At 74.1% G+C, this 18259-nt stretch carries 9 protein-coding genes; 8 read left to right on the top strand and 1 reads right to left on the bottom strand.

Annotated features, from left to right (window positions below):
• Positions 1–419: 419 nt before the first annotated feature.
• A complete protein-coding gene (locus OG446_RS31345) occupies positions 420–1253 on the top strand; it encodes a PIG-L family deacetylase (protein WP_328897166.1) in 834 nt (277 codons plus the stop codon).
• Positions 1254–1567: 314 nt separating this feature from the next.
• On the top strand, positions 1568–2296 hold the full coding sequence (locus OG446_RS31350; RefSeq protein ID WP_328897167.1) for an SDR family oxidoreductase: 729 nt from the start codon (positions 1568–1570) through the stop codon (positions 2294–2296).
• Between the two features lie 16 nt (positions 2297–2312).
• Here OG446_RS31350 and OG446_RS31355 read toward each other — a convergent pair whose 3' ends face one another.
• Positions 2313–3539 (bottom strand): metallophosphoesterase, encoded by a 1227-nt coding sequence (locus OG446_RS31355; protein WP_328897168.1) that lies wholly within the window; start codon positions 3537–3539, stop codon positions 2313–2315.
• A 228-nt stretch (positions 3540–3767) separates the two neighbouring features.
• Between OG446_RS31355 and OG446_RS31360 the strand changes: the two genes are divergently transcribed.
• The 6 genes from OG446_RS31360 to OG446_RS31385 all read left to right on the top strand — a co-directional run bounded on the left by OG446_RS31360 (position 3768) and on the right by OG446_RS31385 (position 18258).
• On the top strand, positions 3768–4532 hold the full coding sequence (locus OG446_RS31360; protein ID WP_328897169.1) for a class I SAM-dependent methyltransferase: 765 nt from the start codon (positions 3768–3770) through the stop codon (positions 4530–4532).
• A gap of 473 nt (positions 4533–5005) precedes the next feature.
• Positions 5006–5866: a DUF4132 domain-containing protein gene (locus OG446_RS31365; protein ID WP_328897170.1), complete on the top strand. Its 861-nt coding sequence runs from the start codon at positions 5006–5008 to the stop codon at positions 5864–5866.
• Positions 5863–11058: a hypothetical protein gene (locus tag OG446_RS31370; RefSeq protein ID WP_328897171.1), complete on the top strand. Its 5196-nt coding sequence runs from the start codon at positions 5863–5865 to the stop codon at positions 11056–11058. Before OG446_RS31365 ends, OG446_RS31370 begins: the two co-directional genes overlap by 4 nt.
• Entirely contained in the window at positions 11055–12278 is a 1224-nt protein-coding gene (locus OG446_RS31375; RefSeq protein WP_328897172.1) for an ATP-binding protein, read from the top strand. Before OG446_RS31370 ends, OG446_RS31375 begins: the two co-directional genes overlap by 4 nt.
• Positions 12279–12280: 2 nt before the next feature.
• Positions 12281–16270 carry a DUF5682 family protein gene (locus tag OG446_RS31380; RefSeq protein WP_328897173.1) on the top strand — a complete coding sequence of 1330 codons (3990 nt, stop codon included), beginning with the start codon at positions 12281–12283 and terminating at the stop codon, positions 16268–16270.
• Positions 16267–18258 carry a hypothetical protein gene (locus OG446_RS31385; protein ID WP_328897174.1) on the top strand — a complete coding sequence of 664 codons (1992 nt, stop codon included), beginning with the start codon at positions 16267–16269 and terminating at the stop codon, positions 18256–18258. Before OG446_RS31380 ends, OG446_RS31385 begins: the two co-directional genes overlap by 4 nt.
• Position 18259 lies beyond the last annotated feature (1 nt).

Here is an 18259-nt window from a genome sequence, read left to right on the forward strand (position 1 = left end):
TCCCGTCGAAACGGAAATATAGTGCAATACGGTACGTATCGCGTCGAACGGCCGCCGCGAATGGCCGCCGTGACCTGCCGCCGGGAATGGCCCGGTGTGCCTCACGGGCTGCACACCGGCCGTATCGGTCACCGGACCGGCTGGACCGCCACCGTACGAGCCCTGGCCACCCGCTACGCTCACCGCCGGACCGATGGGGACTACCTCAGGGTGCCGGTCCGCAGCGACCGATGCGGACCGGACGCCCGGCCGGGAACAGCAGGCCCGTCCGGAACGGTTGCAACGAGCGGGGGACCGGCGTCGCACGGGTGGGGAGACACGGGGGCCGCAAGGTCGTCCGCTCCGCCGGGACGCCCCCCGGATCGCGGTACCCGCCGCACACTCGTACCGATACGCACTTTCTGCAGAAGGACTCCTTCATGACTGACCGGCCTTTGACGCTCATGGCAGTGCACGCACACCCCGACGACGAGGCCACCGGAACGGGAGGAGTCCTCGCGCGGTATGCGGCGGAAGGCATCCGCACCGTTCTTGTGACCTGTACCGACGGCAGTTGCGGCGACGGGAAAGGAGGCGCCAAGCCTGGCGACCCCGGACACGATCCGGCGGCCGTCGCCCTGATGCGCCGACAGGAACTCGAGGCGAGCTGTGAGGTGTTGAACATCAGCGATCTTGAGATGCTGGACTACGCCGACTCCGGAATGATGGGCTGGCCGAGCAACGACGCCCCCGGCTCCTTCTGGCGGACCCCCGTGGAGGAAGGCGCCGCCCGGCTCGCGGAGCTCATGCGCCACTACCGGCCCGATGTGGTCGTCACCTATGACGAGAACGGCTTCTACGGTCACCCCGATCACATCCAGGCCAACCGCATCACGACGGCGGCGCTGGAGATGACCGGGCTGACACCGAAGGTGTACTGGACGACGATGCCCCGCTCGGGGATGCAGCGGTTCGGCGAGATCATGCGCGAGTTCCACGAGGACATGCCGGAGCCGGACCCCGCCGAGGCCGCCGCGATGGCCGAGATCGGCCTTCCCGACGACGAGATCACCACTTGGGTGGACACCACCGCGTTCAGCGGTCAGAAGTTCGACGCCCTGGCCGCGCACGCCAGCCAGGGCGAGAACATCTTCTTCCTCAAGATGGGCAAGGAGAGGTTCGGCGAGTTCATGGGCATGGAGACCTTCGTGCGCGTCAAGGACACCACGGACGCTCCCGTACCCGAGAACGATCTCTTCGCCGGACTGCGCTGACCCGCCCGCCCGATGTTCGCCCGTCCGGGGCCGGGAACGAGGCGCTGTGACGCGGGATCCGTCACGGCCCTTGCCCGCGGCGGTCCGGGTCACGTCCTGTCGGCTCGCGGCGCAATCGGTCCTGACAGGCTGTCGGAACCGGCCCGAGGGGGTGACCGGCTGCGCCGTGGCGGGGCCGGCCGGTAGCCGAACGCCGCACCGGCACGCAGGCCCGGCCCTGCGGGGCCGGCCGGTGCGGTCCCCGGACCGCACCGGTCAGCAGAACGGCCGGGCCCAGGAACCGGCAGGCAACCCCACCGAGCAGGAGTGACGCCATGGGATTCGACAACCACCGCGTGGTCATCACGGCCGCCGGCCGTGACTTCGGCCGTACCCTGGCCATCCGTCTCGCGGATCTCGGGGCCGAGGTCTTCCTCTCCGCCCGGACCCTCGCCGCGGCGGAGCGGGTGCGCGACGAGGTGCGCGAACGGGGGCACCAGCGGGTCCATGCCTTCGCCTGCGACTTGACGGACCCCGCATCGATCCGGGACTTCGCTGCCGAGGTCGCCCGGCGTACTGATCACATCGACGTGCTGATCAACAACGGTTCGCGCTACCTCGAAGGCCCGGACCTGGAATCCGCCTCCGACGCCGACATCGCGGAAACGATCGCGTCCGGCGCCACGGGAACCGTTCTCACGGTGAAGAACTTCCTCCCGCTCCTGCTCAACTCGGACAAGCCGGACGTGGTGACCATGGTCTCCGCCTGCGGGGCGGCGGGCCATCAGCGCTCGGAGGCGCACGACGCCTTCTACGCGGCCAAGAGCGCCCAGGCGGGGTTCGCCGAGATCCTCTCCAAGCGCCTGCGGCCCCAGGGGGTACGGGTGATCTCCCTCTACCCGCCCGACTTCGCCAACCCTGACCCGCTCTCCGAGGCATGGGAGACCACGCCGCGCGAGGCCCAGGACGACCTCACCGCGCAGTCACTCGTGGAGTGCATCCTCTTCGCCGTCGCCCAGCCCCGGGACTGCTTCATCAAGGCGTTCCACTTCGAACAGGTCTGACCGTCGACGACCGCGCTCATACGGGAGGCTCGGAAGACCGCTGCGGTGAGCGGAGTACGAGAAGGGTGATCTCGCTGGGGGCGAAGACACGGAAGGGCGGGCCCCAGAAGCCGGTGCCGCGGCTGGTGTAGAGGAGGGTGCGGGTGCCGTGGCGGCTGAGGCCGGCGAGGGCGGGCTGGTCGATGCGGACCAGGTGGTGGAAGGGCCAGATCTGTCCGCCGTGGGTGTGACCCGAGAGCTGGAGGTCGACGCCGCCCGCCGCGGCCCGGTCGACGAACTTGGGCTGGTGGGCCAGGAGCAGGACGGGCAGGTCGGGGTCGGCGCCTTCCAGGGCTCCGGCGAGGTGGGCACGGTGACCGGCCAGGCCGGAGGACTCGGCGGTGACGTCGTCCACGCCGGCGACCACCAGGGTGTCGCCGCCGCGTTCGAGCAGCAGATGACGGTTGCGCAGCGGCTCCCAGCCCAGCTCGTCCATCAGGTCGACCCAGCCCTGGGCCTCGCTGTAGTACTCGTGGTTGCCGGTGACGTAGACCCGGGCCCGGGTGGCCTGCACGGTGCCGAGCGGAACGGCCTGGGCTCGGCGGCGTTCGGCGGTGCCGTCCGCGATGTCGCCGGTGTGGCAGACCAGGTCGGCCTCCAGGCTGTTGACCTTCGCGCAGACCCGCTCCGACCAGCGTGCGCGGTCGAGCGGACCGTAGTGGGTGTCGGTGATGAGGGCGACGCGCGTGCCGTCCAAACCGGCCCCCAGGCGCGGGAGTTCCACGTCGAGCTCGCGGACCCGTGGCACCCGACGGGCCTCGGCGTACCCCCAGGCGAGCAGCACGGCGGCTGTGCCGAGCACCGCCCAGGTGACGATCCTGGCCCGGTTCTGGCCGTCGCCCACGCCCGCCACGGTCAGGGCGGTACGCAGCAGGACGCCGAGCAGCACGGACCAGGTGAACAGGACCCAGCCTGCCCCGAGGAGGGTGTCTCCGATGATCGCCGCCCAGTCCTGCTGTCGCCGGCCATGACCGCGCGCCATCGCGAGCGGCATGGCGACCAGACCGAGGACGAACAGGGCCGTGCCTCCCAGCGCCACGGGGAGCGGCCAGTGCTGGCCGGCGTGCAGCAGCACCCAGCAGGGCACCGCCCACAGCAGGACGGGGGCGATCAAAGGGATGTAGCGCATCAGGCGGCGCAGTCGACTCTGCTGGGTCGTGTGCGCCGAACCGTCCGCTGATCGGGCTTCGCTGGTGTCGGTCACGCTTTCCATCCTCGGGTATCCGGACTGCCGGCGCGCACTGTACCCGGTCGTTCCGGGCACGGCTCCCTCGTGCGGTGAGGGCAGACGCCGTAGTCCGCAGGACTCGGCGGACGTTGATCCCGGCCCGCGCGAACACCGGCCTGTCGGGGGCCGCAGGAGAGCGGGACGGACTCCCGTGCAGCCGTAATTCCGTTGCCGGAACACCGGCCGCTTCGATCGAATGCCTCCATGACTCATGGCAGCCCCGGGGACCATCTGGAACAGAACCGACGGTACTGGGACGAGCAGGCGGCCGCCTGGCACGGGCCGTTGGCCCGCGACCACTGGGCGCAGGAAGAGCCACGCTGGGGATTGTGGGCCACTCCCGAGTCCCAGGTCTCCCTGCTTCCGGACGGCCTGGCCGGGATGCGCGCCATCGAACTCGGCTGTGGGACCGCCTATGTGTCGGCCTGGCTCGCCCGAGGAGGAGCGCTCCCGGTCGGGATCGACGTCTCCGAGCAGCAGCTCGCCACCGCGCGCGCGATGCAGACGGAGTTCGGCATCGACTTCCCCCTCCTCCTGGGCAATGCCGAGACGGTGCCCTGCGCGGACAACACGTTCGACCTGGCCATCAGCGAGTACGGCGCCTCGTTGTGGTGTGACCCGTACCAATGGATCCCGGAGGCGGCCCGGCTGCTGGTGCCCGGAGGCCAACTGGTCTTCATGCGGTACTCGGCGCTGTTCGCGCTGTGCGTACCGTCCGAAGGGCCGGCGTCGACCACGCTGCTTCGCCGCCAGTTCGGGCTGACCCGGCTGGACTCGGGGAATCACGTGCAGTTCATCCTGCCGCACGGGGAGATGATCCGTCTCCTGCGGTCCTGCGGCTTCGTCGTTGAGGACCTGATCGAGGTTCAGGCGCCCCGGCCGGCGCACAGGGACTACGCCGAAGTTCCCGCGGACTGGGCCCGGCAATGGCCGAGCGAAGAGATCTGGAAGGCCCGCCTGGAAGGCTGAGAGCACCTCAGGCGTTGCTCGGGCCGGTGCGTTCGGTGCGTTCGGTGCGTTCGGTGCGTTCGGTGCGTTCGGTGCGTCCGGTGCGTTCGGTGCGTTCGGTGAGTCAGGTGCGTTCGGTGAGTCCGGTGCGTTCGGTGAGTCCGGTGCGTCCCGTGCCTTGCCGATGGTCCGCGGTGACTTCCTCCGCCGCCTTGCGGCTGCACGCGCCGGACCCCGCTCCCTGATCCGGCCCGCTCCGAACGAAAGGCTCCGGCCGTCGGGTTACTGGCGTCGCCGGCCGCGTCAGGACGGCGGGCACGGCCCGGCTGCCCCTTTCGCGGCGCGGGTCCGTGCGACGAAGCGGAGGGAGCCGGCCTCATTGTCACAGGCGGCGCCTAGAGTCTCTCCCACTCGTCACGGTGCGTTGCCGTCGGCGGGTTTCATCAGCGTGCCGCCGGTTCGGCGGCTGTCCGGAACGACGGGGAGAACAGCGCATGGGGTGGGTTCAGGCGGGTGACTACGAAGTCGCTCTGGAGGCGGGCAAGGTGGTCTGCCGCAACGGGAAGGGCCGGCGGCTGAAGTCCGTCCCGGCCAAGTTGAAGGACGACCCGGCCGTAGTCGGGCTCCGGCAGTTGACCGAGTGGCTGGATCGGCACGCACACCGGTGTCTGACCGACGTCGAGCAGTGGATGGTGCGTTCACTGCCCGTCCCCACGGCCGTGCTCGCCCGGGTCTGGCCCGACCCGTCCTGGCAGGCGGCCCTGCGGGACGTCGTGGTCACCGGTGCGGACGGCGGGGTCGCCGGATTCCTGCGCGATGTCGACCCCGACCGCGGCCTCGGCCTGGTCGACCTGGACGGCGACACGGTCCGCATCACTCCGGACGTCGTCAGCGTGCCCCACCCCGTCCTCCTCGACGACCTCGACGACCTGCGGGACTTCGCGGTCGAGCTGGGGGTGCGCCAGAACGTGGAGCAGTTGTTCCGCGAGGTGTGGCGCCGCCCGCCGGGCCTGGCTGCGGACACCACCTCCGTGGACACCTACGCCGGCGGGGTGTTCAAGGAACTGCGCTTCCTGCACGGCCGTGTCACGCAGCTCGGGTACCGGACACGCGGCGGATACGCGGTCTGCCCGGTCGTCGAGGACGGCGCCACCGCCGAGGCACGCATCTGGATCGGCGAGCACGACGGATACGACGAGTACGGCACGGAGACGGGCCCTCTGGGCTGGACCGACCCTTCGGGGCGCTCGCTGACGGCCGCCGAGGTCGGCCCCGTCACGTGGTCCGAGGGCATGCGCATGGCGGCGGCGCTCTACGCCGGCCGCGACGTGGAGGACGAGGAGCGGGCGGCATGAGCACCACGACGACGAACACCAACGAGAACACGACGGCAGCCGGCGCAGCGTTCCTGCCCGCCCAGGACCGGGGAGAGACCACTGCCGCCCTCGCCGACGGGGTCCGCGCGGCGGCTCTGCTGGACGCGGGCGCGATCCTCCCGGCCTCCACCACCGACCGGGACGACGCAGACGCGCTGACCGCCCGCACCTACACCCACACCGCCCTCGGCGACCGCCCCGTGGTCCGGCTCGTGCCCGGCACCCTCGGCGAAGCCGAGGATCTGGCCCTGGAGTTCCTCGGGCTGGCCCGGACCGCCGAGGCCCCCGTCGTGGGCCAGGTGCGCCGCGAGACACTGGGCTTCCCGGCCTGGGCGCTGGTCAACGACCCGGCCAACGGGCACCACGCCCTGGCCCTGGTCAAGGACATCGAGCGGCTGGGCCGGCAGGCCAAGACCCGTGCCGGAGCGGCCAAGGAGGGCTTCGACGCACTCGGCACCCGGCTCGGCCGGGCCGTGCCCCACTTCCTGCCCACCTACTACGAGCAGGTGGCACGTCTCTTCCTCCAGGCGGAGAACACCAGCTACGCCGCCACCTTCTTCGGCAAGGCCCGCGAGGCCGAGCGGGTGCACGGGCTGGCAGTGGACGAGGACCGGCAGCGGGCCGTCTTCCTGGAGTTCGCCTTCTCCGGCGCACTGACCGTCAAGGCGCTGCGCCAGTACGTACGGGACCTGGTGGCCCGGCTCGCACCGGCGGACGCCTGGGCGCAGTACCGCCGTCTGCTGGTCGAGCGCTGCGCGGCCGGCATGCCACCGTACGCGGCGCTGCCGCAGGACGTGCGCGCGCTGGTCAAGGCCGCCGGGCTCGACCGTGAGGCCGCCGAACACGACCTGGTGGCCGATCTGATCGGCTCCCCGGGAGTCGTCCGCGCCCCCGCCTCCTTCTGGACGGCCTACCGCTCCGCGCTCGTCGCACTCGCCCGACGGGACGCGGCCGTGCGGGCCCGGCTGCTCGGCTTCTTCCCGGAGAGCTTCAGCGAGAGCGGCGGGGACTCGGACGGGGAAAGCGGCTGGCTCGCGTTGCTGGCCGAGTCCGGCGCAGAAGACCTGCTGACGGCTCTCCCGGACACCTCCGGCGCCGCTCCCTCCGATTCCTCCGTCGGCGATCCGTCCGTCTCACCGGCGGACTGGCTCGCCCGCTGGGAGGCCCACCGCCGGCGCCATCGGGCCACCGCGGGCCGCAGCCCGCAGACCCTCGACCTGGCCGCCCGGATGGCGGACCGGCTGCGCACCGACGGGCGCCCCGTCGAACTGTTCCAGGGCCGCTGGCAGCGCAACGCCGACCTGGACCTTCTCGACCTCTGCCTGGCTGCCGGCGTCCCCGTCGCCGAGCCCGACGACCAGGACACGGGCACCGCGCAGCCCGCCGGTGTCCCGGTCGGCCCGTGGCTCATCGACAAGGCGCCCGGCGCACGTGATCTCACCGCCGTCGCCGGACAGCCGGTCTTCCGCGCCCTTCTGAGCCGGAACGTCGGCGGCCTCGGCGAACGACACGGCCAGGGGCTCAGCGACGCCGGCATGGCGAAACTGGCGGCGCACCCCGTGCTCTCCGTGATCCTGCGGGAGTGGCTCACCGGCCGCGCCGAGGAGTACGTGGCCGCGCGAGGGCTCCCCGCGCTGAACGCCGCTCTCAACAGGCTCTCGGCGTTCCGTACCGTCGTCGCGGACGTCGCCCCGGAAGCCGTGCGGCTCATCGGGGCCCACGATGTCGTGCCGTTGCTCGCCTCCACCCTGCGTACCGGCATCCTCGACGAACTGGGCTGGTCCGCGCTGGACGAGACCTACGCCGAACTGGCCGCCGAGGCCGCCGCCGCCACGCATCAGCAGCGCCACCGGTCGAAGGACGTCGGAGTCACCGGCGCCTGGCCCGCACTGATCCTCAACACGTTCGAACGGGCTGTCGTCGTCGGCCCGGAAGGCGTTCTGCTGCGGCACACCCTGCGGCTGCCCGCCACCGTCGACCACTGGCGGCAGCTCGCCTTCCGTTACGTCGACGGCGAGTTGCTGGTCGTCTGGTGGGAGGACGGCACGCTGCACGGCTACTGGTCGCACCGTCCCGCCGAGGTGTTCACCGTCGGCGGCGAGCAGATCCCCCGCTGGGGCGGCTCCGGTCCCTCGGACGAGGTCTGCCTGCCGCTGCCCGGCGGCGGCCGCGCCACCGGTGGCAAGGCCCTGCACGCGGGCGACACCTCGCTCCCGCCTCAGCGCGCCGTCATCTCCGACGGCACCGGTCTCTGGCGGGAAGGCCACCAGGGCACGGAGCGGGTGTGGCTGGAGTACGACCCGGCCGGCGGCACGCACGGCCGCGCATCCCTCCCCGCCTTCCTCCGCTCCGGGGTGCGGGACGGCTCCCGGCTGCTCACCGAGCACTGCCAGGTGCTGCCGCTCCAGCCCGGTCTGGAGACCACCCCCTTCGGCACGGACGGCACGGTCCTCGGCCGCTGGATCCGTCGCACGGTCACCGAGCCCGGCACGGCCGCCCCCGCCGACGGCCACCGGATCGTCGCCGGCACCCCCGACGGTCACACGGTCAGCCTGCCGTACCCGCTGCCCGGCGGCGACTGGCCGGTGCCGCTCGGCGCCCTCACCCTGCCCGGTGGGGCACGGCCGGTCGTGGCCCGGCGCCACCGGTCCGTCGACGCGTACCCGGCGGACACCGACGGCACCGGCGGCTACCTGTGGTCCGTCACCCCCGGCTCCAGCGGTGGGAGCGACGCGGCGGGTACCCCCTATGTGTCTCCCGTCGCCTACTGGCACGCCCTGCGCCCGAGGGACGAGCGGGCATCCGCCGTCCTGCGCAACCTGCCGGACTCCCGGGCGGGGGAGCTGTTCAACGAGGTCGCCGCCGCGGTGGCCCGTCACCTGGAGGCGTTCCGGGCCGTCAAGGAGTACACCGGCCCCTCGGCGCAGGAGCTGAGCCAGGAAGCGGTGGCCCGGGTGCTGCCCGAGGTGTCCGACGCACGGCTCCTCGCGGGCGTCACCGCGCTCGCACGTAACGCGGTGGACCGGGCCGTCGCAGCCGCCCGTTACCTGGAACCGCCCAAGCCCGTGGAGCCGGCCACGCCCCGGAACACCGCGCGCACCAAGGGCATGTTCTTCGACCACGAGCCCGAGCACGGCGACGACGAGACCCTGCAGTCGGCCTCGGCCTGGGACTCCGAGCAGATGCGGGGCGGTTGGTGGGGAGCCGGGCGCGGATGGACCGTGATCCGGCAGATCCTTGCCGTCAACCACGTCTTCGGCGGCGAGCCGGCCTTCGGCCCACCCATCCTGTCCCAGGTCCCGTTCACCCCCGTGGACGGGTGGCAGCGGGATGAGTACACCGTGCCCGCTAACTCCCTGACCTGGACCGACCTTCTCGACAACCTGCCCGAACTGGCCTACCGGGCTGCCTCGGCGACCACCTCCCCCGAGCACCGCACCGGGCTCCTCGTATTCCTGGAGACCCTCGCCGCAGGCCCGCTGGCCGACCCGGCGGGCACCGTCAGGCAGGTGGAACTCGTCGAGCCGATCTCCCGAGGGACGACCGGATCGGGGCGCCCCGAGACCGTGCACCGCCTCGGCCAGGTGCTGCGCAGAGGCGCCCGCACCATCGTGGTCCTCGCCGGCCGCGGATGGAACTCCCGTAACGACGCCGTACGCTGGCTCGCCCTGGACCACGACCCGACCGGAGCCTTCGGCCCCGTCCCCGGCTTCACCCTGGACCACGAGAAGGTTCACCGACAGGGCATCGACCGCGACCGGCTCACCCGGCTCATCGCCCTGGTACGGGAGCAGGGCCCGGCCCCCTGGCGTCAGGAGGCAGCCGAGGCGTTCCACACCGCCACCGGCATCGGTCCCCTCCAGGCCAGTGCCCTGCTGTCGGCGGCCGTCAAGGAGCCCGGCGCCGAGTCGCTCGCGCTCCTCGGAGTGAAGACGCGTGTCTTCGAGGCGGCCCAGTCGAGGCTGGACGCCCTGCCTCGTGACGACCGGCACGCGGTGCTCCAGGCACTGCTGCCCGCCGACCCGGCCGAGCTGTGGTCCACGGGCCCCGACGTCCGGGCCGCCGCCGAGGTGTGGCAGAAGCGCCTGGCCTCCCTCGTCCGCGTCCCCGAGGAACTGGATCTCGACCTGTCGGGCACCACCGCGGACGCCGTCGACCTGATCCTCAACTCGGGCTCCCGGACCTGGCTCGCCCACGGCACCGACGTCCCGGACGGATCCGGCCGCCCGGGCCTGCGCCGGACGGGCGCACGAGGCGCGGTCTTCTCGGCCCTGACCGCCCTGCGCACCCTCGCCTACACGCTGCCGTACGGGCACCCCCTGCGGGCGCACCTCCCCGTCGGGCTCACCGCCTTGCGGGACCGCCTCGCCGACCCGGACCTGGTGCTGGACCTCGGTCTGGAATGGGCCGAGTCGGGAGGCTCGATCGGTCCCGTGGTCCGCGCCGCCTACGGACTCCCCGAGTCCGGCGGCGCCGATGCCGACGGTCTGGTCAGGGCCGGCGCGGCCCTGCTCCTCGCCCCCGGCTACGCCGACAACGAGAAGCTCCTGATCCGCCCAGCCGGTCTGGCGGGCCCCGACGACCCGGCGTTCGGCCTTGTCGAGGGCACCGTCGGCCCCTACGGCACCGGGGATCTGCTCGCCCTGCGCACCCTGCTGGGAGAGGAGAGCGTCGCGTTGGTCTCGGCGGGCACGCCCGACGGCTCCCCGCACCACCCGGCCCAGGACCCGACGCGTGCGGTGCCGGACCTGGTGGCCGAAGCCGCCGACGTCCTCGGCCTGAGCGCGGACGCCGCCGCCCTCTACCTGATGCTGCTCGCCCTGCCCGACCCGACGGACCGCAACTGCGTCCGCTGGACCGAGTGGAAGCCGGCCCGGGTCAAGAAGGCCCGGGCGGAACTCGCCGCCACTGACCTCGTCGTGGAGGCGAAGCGCTCCCGCGCCGGCCGCACCCTGTTCCTTCCCTGCGGCTGGCTCGAACGCGGAGCACCGGGACTGCCGCTGGAGACCTGGAAGGAACGCCTGTACGCCGTGGCAGGGTCCGCCCGGACCCTGCCCCACCTCCCCGTGCCCGAGCTGTTCGCAGCCGCCTGGGCACGGGTCCGCGGCGGCGACGCCCCCGCCTTCGAGGAACTGGACACCCGCGCACCCCGGAAGGGCCGCCGCCGATGACGAACGACACCACGACCACCGTGAACAGCACCACTACGGGCGGCATCCCGCACCCCACGGCGGCTCCCGGACGGGAGCCGCGCCAGGTCACACCGCCCGAGGACCGGTACGCCACCGAGCTGGCCTTCCTCGCCGCCCACGATTCCGGAGCCCGCCCGCCCGGCTGGCTGCTCACCCCGCGCGCCGTCGTCACCTTCGTGATGGGCAGTGCGGGCGAGGCACTGGCCCTGCCGAAGGGCGCCCGGCCCGGAGCCGGGGTGCCGACCCGTCTGGTGATCGAGCAGAAGTTCGTCGGCGAACGTGCCCTGGTCGAACGGTGCGTGGTGACCCTGGCCGGCGAGCGCGGACTCCTCCTCGTGGGCGAGCCGGGCACCGCCAAGTCCATGCTCTCCGAGCTGCTGTCGGCGGCCGTCTGCGGGACCAGTGCGCTCACCGTGCAAGGCACTGCGGGCACCACCGAGGACCAGCTCAAGTACGGCTGGAACTACGCGCTGCTGCTGGCCCAGGGACCGACCGAACAGGCCCTGGTGCCCTCCCCGGTACTCGCCGCCATGACACGGGGCGCCGTCGCCCGCGTCGAGGAGGTCACCCGCTGTCTGCCGGAGGTCCAGGACGCCCTGGTGTCGCTGCTCTCCGAGCGGCGGATCGCGGTCCCCGAACTCGCGGGCGGCGAGGGCGCCCAGGTGCACGCGGCGCCCGGGTTCACCCTCATCGCCACCGCCAACCTGCGGGACAAGGGCGTCTCGGAGATGTCCGCCGCGCTGAAGCGGCGCTTCAACTTCGAGACCGTGGGCCCCATCGCGGACGTGGACGCCGAGACCGCGCTCGTCCGGCGCCAGTCGCGGGCGGCCGTCGAACGCGTGGGTGCCGCCTTCCAGGTGGACGACGCGGTCCTCGAAGCGCTGGTCATCGCCTTCCGGGACCTGCGCGAGGGCCGCTCCGTGGAGGGCTGGGAGGTCGAGCGCCCCTCCACGGTGATGAGCACGGCGGAGGCGGTCTCCGTCGCAGGTGCCCTCGGTCTGGCCGCCGCCTACTTCCCGGGCGACCGGGACGTGCTCTCCCTCCTGCCCGGCCATCTGCTCGGCGTCGTCCGGAAGGACGACCCCGCCGACGCGGCACGGCTGCTGGGGTACTGGGACGGGCCGGTGCGCAGGCGCGCGGAGCAGGGGTCGGCCACCTGGCGTGCCCTGTGGGACCTGCGCGCGGTGCTGGAGAACTGAGGATGAGCGAGTCGACCATTCCCGGGACGCGGCCCACCGCCGAGGCGGGGCCCTTTGCGGAGAGGCGGCCCATCGCCGAGGCGGCGCCCACTGCTGAGGCGGCGCCCCCCACCGCCGAGGCGGAGCCCGCGACTGAGGTGGCGCCCACCCCTGGTACGCCGGGCGCTTCCCCGTCGCACGACCCGGCGCCAGGGCCCGGCACACCGGAGGCCGCGGTGGCGGCGCTCGCGGCGACCGGGCCCGGGGTGCCGTTCCTGATCGGGGTGCGCCACCACGCGCCCTCGCTCGCGGCTGCTCTCCCGGCGCTGCTGGACGCGGCGGCCCCCGACGTCCTGCTCGTCGAGCTGCCCGCCGAGTTCCAGCCCTGGCTGGGCTGGCTCGCCCACGAGGAGACGGAGGCCCCGGTGGCGCTGGCCGCCGTGCCCGCCGACGGCCCCGGGCCCGGCCCGGCAGGTGAACGGGGCACGGCCTTCTACCCGTTCGCGGATTTCTCGCCCGAACTGGTCGCCCTGCGCTGGGCGGCGAGAAACGGCGTCCCGGCCGTGGCCTGCGACCTGCCGCTGGCCGACCGGGCGTGGGCGAAGGGCGGCCCGGGCACCCCGGTCCCCGCCCCCGTGGCGACGGACGGGCACGGGTTGTCCGACGCGCTCCGGTCCCGGCTCACCGGCCGGGACGGCGACGACCTGTGGGACCGGCTGGTGGAGGCCCTCGCACCCGGCTCGACACCCGAGGCGCTCCGCCGTGCAGCCCTGCTCACCGGCTGGGCGCTGCGACACGAGGCGGAGGCGCGGGGCGGGGTGGACCGCACGGACCTGGTGCGCGAGGCATGGATGCGCGAACGGGTGGCCGAGGCCCTGGCGAGCGGGCGGCGGCCCGCCGTGGTGGTCGGAGCCTTCCACACCCCGGCCCTCCTGCCGTCCGCCGCCGGGGGCCCCGCACCGGACGCGTGCGCGGAGGCGTTCGCCGACGCACCCGCCACCGCGCCCGATCCGGGCGCGGACGGGCACGTGAACGGAGCTGCCGGGCACGTGAACGGAGCTGTCGGCACGGCGGCGTGCACGGTTTCCCTGATCCCGTACACGTACCCGCTGCTCGACTCACGGTCCGGCTATCCGGCCGGCATCCGGGACCCGGAGTGGCAGCACATCGTCCTGGACGCCGCCGGGGACCCGGCCGCCCTGCACGAGGCGCTGGTCCGCACCGCCGTCCGAGTCTGCGCGGCCCTGCGTGAACAGGGTCACCCCTACGGCCCGGCGGAGGGCCGGGAGGTCGTCCGGGTGGCCGGTGACCTGGCCCGCCTGCGCGACCTGCCCGCCCCCGGCCGCGGCGAACTCCTGGAAGCCGTGCAGACGGTACTGGGGCGCGGCGAGACCTACGGCACGGGCCGCGCCGTCGCCCGGGCCCTCGAACGCGTACTCGTCGGAGCCCGCACGGGACGGCCCGCGCCCGCCGCTCCCCGCAGCGGACTGGGCCCCGCGGTCGAGGCCGAGACCGCGGCGCTCTCCCTGCCCGGCCCCGAGGACGCGCACGAGAAGACACCGCGCGACCTCCGGCTCGACCCGGCGCGCTCCACCCTGGACCGGCGCCGCGAACTGCTGCTGCGCAGGCTGACGGTGTGCGGCATCCCTTACGCCCAGGAGCAGGGCGTGACCGGCGCGGCGGGGACGGACGGGCTCACGACGCGCTGGCAGGTGCGGTGGACGCCGGCGACGGCCGCGATGCTCACCGCGGCCGGGGCCCGCGGCGTCACCCCGGCCCAGGCGGCCGAGGGCGTGCTGCGGCAGCGGCGCGCGGCCGAACACGCGGAGGACGGCCCGACGGCCGCCCAAGTGGTCCGAGGCCTCACGGAGGCCGCCGAGTGCGGACTCCCCGGCCTTGCCGACGAACGGCTGACGGAACTGGCGGCCGTACTCCCCGCGAGCGGCACCCTTCCCGAACTCCTCGCAGGCCTCGACCTGTTGGATCGCATCGACGCCGGCCACCTGGCGGGCCCGGCCGCGCCCGACGACCCCTCGGCCCCGGACGCCTCCGCCCGCGCCGCCCGCACCGCGCACGTGGCCGAACTCCTGACCACTGCCGCGGTCCGCCAGGTCGACGGCCTGACCGGTTCCGAGGAGCCCGATGACGCCCGAGCCCTGCTCGAACTGTCCCAGCGGGCCGACCGGTTGGGCGGCATCCGGCTGACGGCTGCCCTCGCCCGGCTGGCCGCCGAAGGCACCCCGCTGATCGCCGCGGCCGCCGGAGCGGTCCGGGTGCTCACCGGCCACGAGGAGGCCGAGGCCTTCGGAGGGCGTGTCGCCTCCTGGGTGGACGGAGCCGTGGACAGCACCGCACGGGCCGCGCTCACCGCCCGGCTCACGGGCGTCCTCACGGTGGCGGGTCCGCTCCTGACCGTCGGCGTCGGCGCCCTGGACCCGTTGTTGCAGCGGGTCGTCGAGCTGGACGACACCGCGTTCCTGGCCCGGCTGCCGGCCCTGCGTGGTGGCTTCGACACCTTGAGCCCGGCCGCCCGGGACCGCCTGCTGGACACCGTCGAGGAACGGCTGGGCGAACGGGTGGACACCCTCGGAGCGGACGACCCGGCCGAGCTGGCCCGCCGTACGGTCGCTGACCTCGCGGCCCGCGAGCTCCTGACCGGCCTCGGCCTGCCCGTCCCGCCACCCGCACACGACGACCGGTTCACGCCACAGTCCGGCCACCCCGCCACTACGCGCCCCGCCGTCATGCCCGCCGCTACGCACCCCGCCGTCCCGCCTGCCGCTACGCGCCCCGCCGTCACGCCCGTCACAACGCACCCCGCCGTCATGCCCGCCACAACGCACCCCATCGCCATGTCCGTCACCGCACTCGCCACCGAGGCCGCCCCCGCGCGGACCCTGGCGCCCGCTGACCGGTGGCGGCTCGTGCTCGGCCGGCGTTCCGACCGACTGCCGTCCGGCGCCGCCCGCCTGGCGACCGCTCTGGACGAGCTCTACGGCGCGGGACACGGCGAGGGATCCCGTGGCGGCCTGCCCGGTCACGGCGGCGGATCCGGACCGCACGGCGGCCGGGAACCGTCGTTCCCCGGCGTCCGCGAGTGGTCCGAGGAACTGGCCGCGCTGTTCGGCCCCGGCATCCGCGAGGAGGTCCTCGCCGCCGCAGCCGTGACAGGCCGGCAGGACGTTCTCGCCGAGCTCGACCCGGCTGCCGCCACCCCCTCGGTGGAACTGCTCCGGACGATCCTGCGGTACGCCGGCGGTCTGCCCGAAGCCCGCCTTGCGGCGCTCCGGCCCCTGGTCCGCCGACTGGTCGACGAGCTGACCCGGCAACTCGCCACCCGGCTGCGCCCCGCCCTCACCGGCGCGATGTCGCCCCGGCCCACCCGCCGCCCCGGCGGCCGGCTGGACCTGCCGCGTACGCTGCGCGCCAACCTGGCCACCGCCCGCCGGACGGCCGAAGGAACGGTCCAGGTCATCCCCGAGAAGCCGGTGTTCCGCAGCCGCGCGCGCCGGTCGGCCGACTGGCGCCTGATCCTGGTCACCGACGTCTCCGGATCCATGGAGGCGTCCACGATCTGGTCCGCGCTGACCGCTTCCGTACTCGCCGGGGTGCCCACCCTGAGCACCCATTTCCTGGCCTTCTCCACGGAGGTCGTCGACCTCACCGGCCATGTGGGGGACCCTCTCTCCCTCCTGCTGGAGGTGAGTGTGGGCGGAGGCACGCACATTGCCGCCGGGCTACGGCACGCCCGCAGCCTGATCGCGGTTCCCAGCCGCACCCTTGTCGTCGTCATCAGCGACTTCGAGGAGGGTGCGCCGCTGGGCGGACTGCTGGCCGAGGTACGGGCCCTGGTGGCCACCGGCTGCCACGTCCTCGGGTGCGCGAGTCTCGACGACGCCGGCCGGCCTCGCTACTCGACGGGCGTCGCCGGGCAGCTCGTGGCCGCCGGCATGCCCGTGGCGGCCCTCAGCCCACTCGAACTGGCCCGCTGGATAGGGGAGAAGACCGCATGACCGCCGCTCAGTTGCCACCTGTCGCGCCGGAGGTAACGGCCACACTGGTGGAGAACCTCTCGCCCCGGCTGCGCAAGCGGCTGGACGCGGCGGTCACCAAGCTCGGTGCCCGCCCGACGCACCGCGACGGGGACACCGTGACGATCGCGGTCGACGACGAGACGGAGTTGCGCCTGCACGCCCCGGGCGGCGTGGTGGCGACGGCGGACGGCATCAGCTGCGGCTGTCTCCTCGCCCCGGCATGCGTCCACCGCGCGGCCGCCGCCTGCGCCGCCCCCACCGCGGACCCGGCGCCCGAGCCCGCCGACCGGCCCGACCGGACGGCCCCCGAACCTGCTCCCACGTCGGGTCCCGCTCCCACGTCCGATCCCGCTCCCACGTCGGGTCCCGCTCCCACGTCCGATCCCGCTCCCACGACGGGCCCCGCTCCCACGTCGGGCCCCGCTCCCACGTCGGGCCCCGCTCCCACGGCGGGCCCCGCCCCCACGTCCGATCCCGCTCCCACGACGGGCCCCACCCCCACCCCCACCCCGGATTCCGCCGCCTCGCCCGAGGCGGCGAGCCCGGACCAGCGCGTGGCGGCCGACGCTCTGTGGGCGGCGGGTGCCGCCGTGCTGGAGGCCGGCGTCGACGGGGCAGGCGCCGTCACGCAGGCGGTCCTTCTCCGGGCCGCGCACACGGCCCGGCTCCGGCAGCTGCCGCGCGCCGCGGGCGCCGCGCTGTCCGTCGTCACGTTGCTGCGCGCGGCCCGCGCCGGGGACCCGTCCTACCGCACCGCCGACCTGGTCACGGCGCTGGCCGAACTCCTGGGGACCGCCCACCGCGTGGGGACGGCGTCCGGGGCTGAGCTGGCCGCGGTCAGGGGCCGCGCGCGCCGCCCGTACAGCCCCGACGGCTCGCTGCGCCTGTACGGCCTGTTCACCGAACCCGTGGTCACCGACTCGGGGCACGGCGGCGCCCGCACCTGGGTCGCCGGATCGGACGGCCGCCTCTGCACGGTCGGTGACGTGGCACCCGGCGGCGTCGGGCGAGCCCTGGGCGTGGCCGACCGGGCCGTGCGCCTGGGAGACAGCGCGCTCACCCACCGGGAGCTGGGCCGGGCCGGCCTGGCGGTCTCCGGGGCGACGGTCTCGCCGGACGGCAGGCTGGGCGCCGGGAAGGGCGTCAAGGCCGTCTCCGCCCGGGGCGCGGTGTGGACGGAACCTCCGCTCGCCGCCCTGTGGGAGACGCCGCCGTCCGAACAGGCCGCCCGCGCCCTGCGGTCCACCTCCCGCTACGCGGAACCGGAGGGCGGCGGCCGCGACCTGCTCTTCCTGGACGTCGAACTCCTCGGAGCCGTAAGGGAGTCGGGTGGAACGTGCCTGCTCGCCCGGTGCGAGGGAGGCATGACCGTCCGGCTCACCGTCGCCGACGACGATCCCGCTCTGGCCCACCGGGACAACCTGACGCTGTTGGCCACGGCGCCGGGGACACGGCTGAGGATCATCGGCCGCCTGGTCCCCGCCCTCCACCCCCGGCTCACCCTGCTCGCCTGCTCGCACCCCTCCGGCCGGGGCACCATCGACCTCGGCTTCGACCGCCTGCGCCGCGCCGACCTCCCGGATCCGGCCGCACCCGTGCACCTCGCCCCGCCACAGCCCGAAGACTCCGGCGGGCACTCGCCCCTGTACCTCCTGGAGCGCCGGGTCGAACAGGCGGTCCCGGCGGGCCGCGCCGCCCTCGGCCTGCTCGGCGACGTCACCGCCGAGGCCCGCCGCATCCGCCGCGCGGGCCTTCCCACCGCCGCCGGGCTCCTCACCGCCCTGTGTGCCTCGGCGGCCCAACGTGAGCGCGACCTCTTCGGCCGTCTGCTCCCTGCCGACACCGACGGCTTCGCCACCCACTGGCTCAGCGCCGCCCGTTACACGGCCGCCGTGGCCGAGTCCCTGTGCGCGGCAGCCTGGAATCCGGCGCGAGAAGGGCAGGCGGAACACGTAGAGCGGGCGTAGG

The organism is Streptomyces sp. NBC_00236 (assembly GCF_036195045.1).
Taxonomy (GTDB): domain Bacteria; phylum Actinomycetota; class Actinomycetes; order Streptomycetales; family Streptomycetaceae; genus Streptomyces.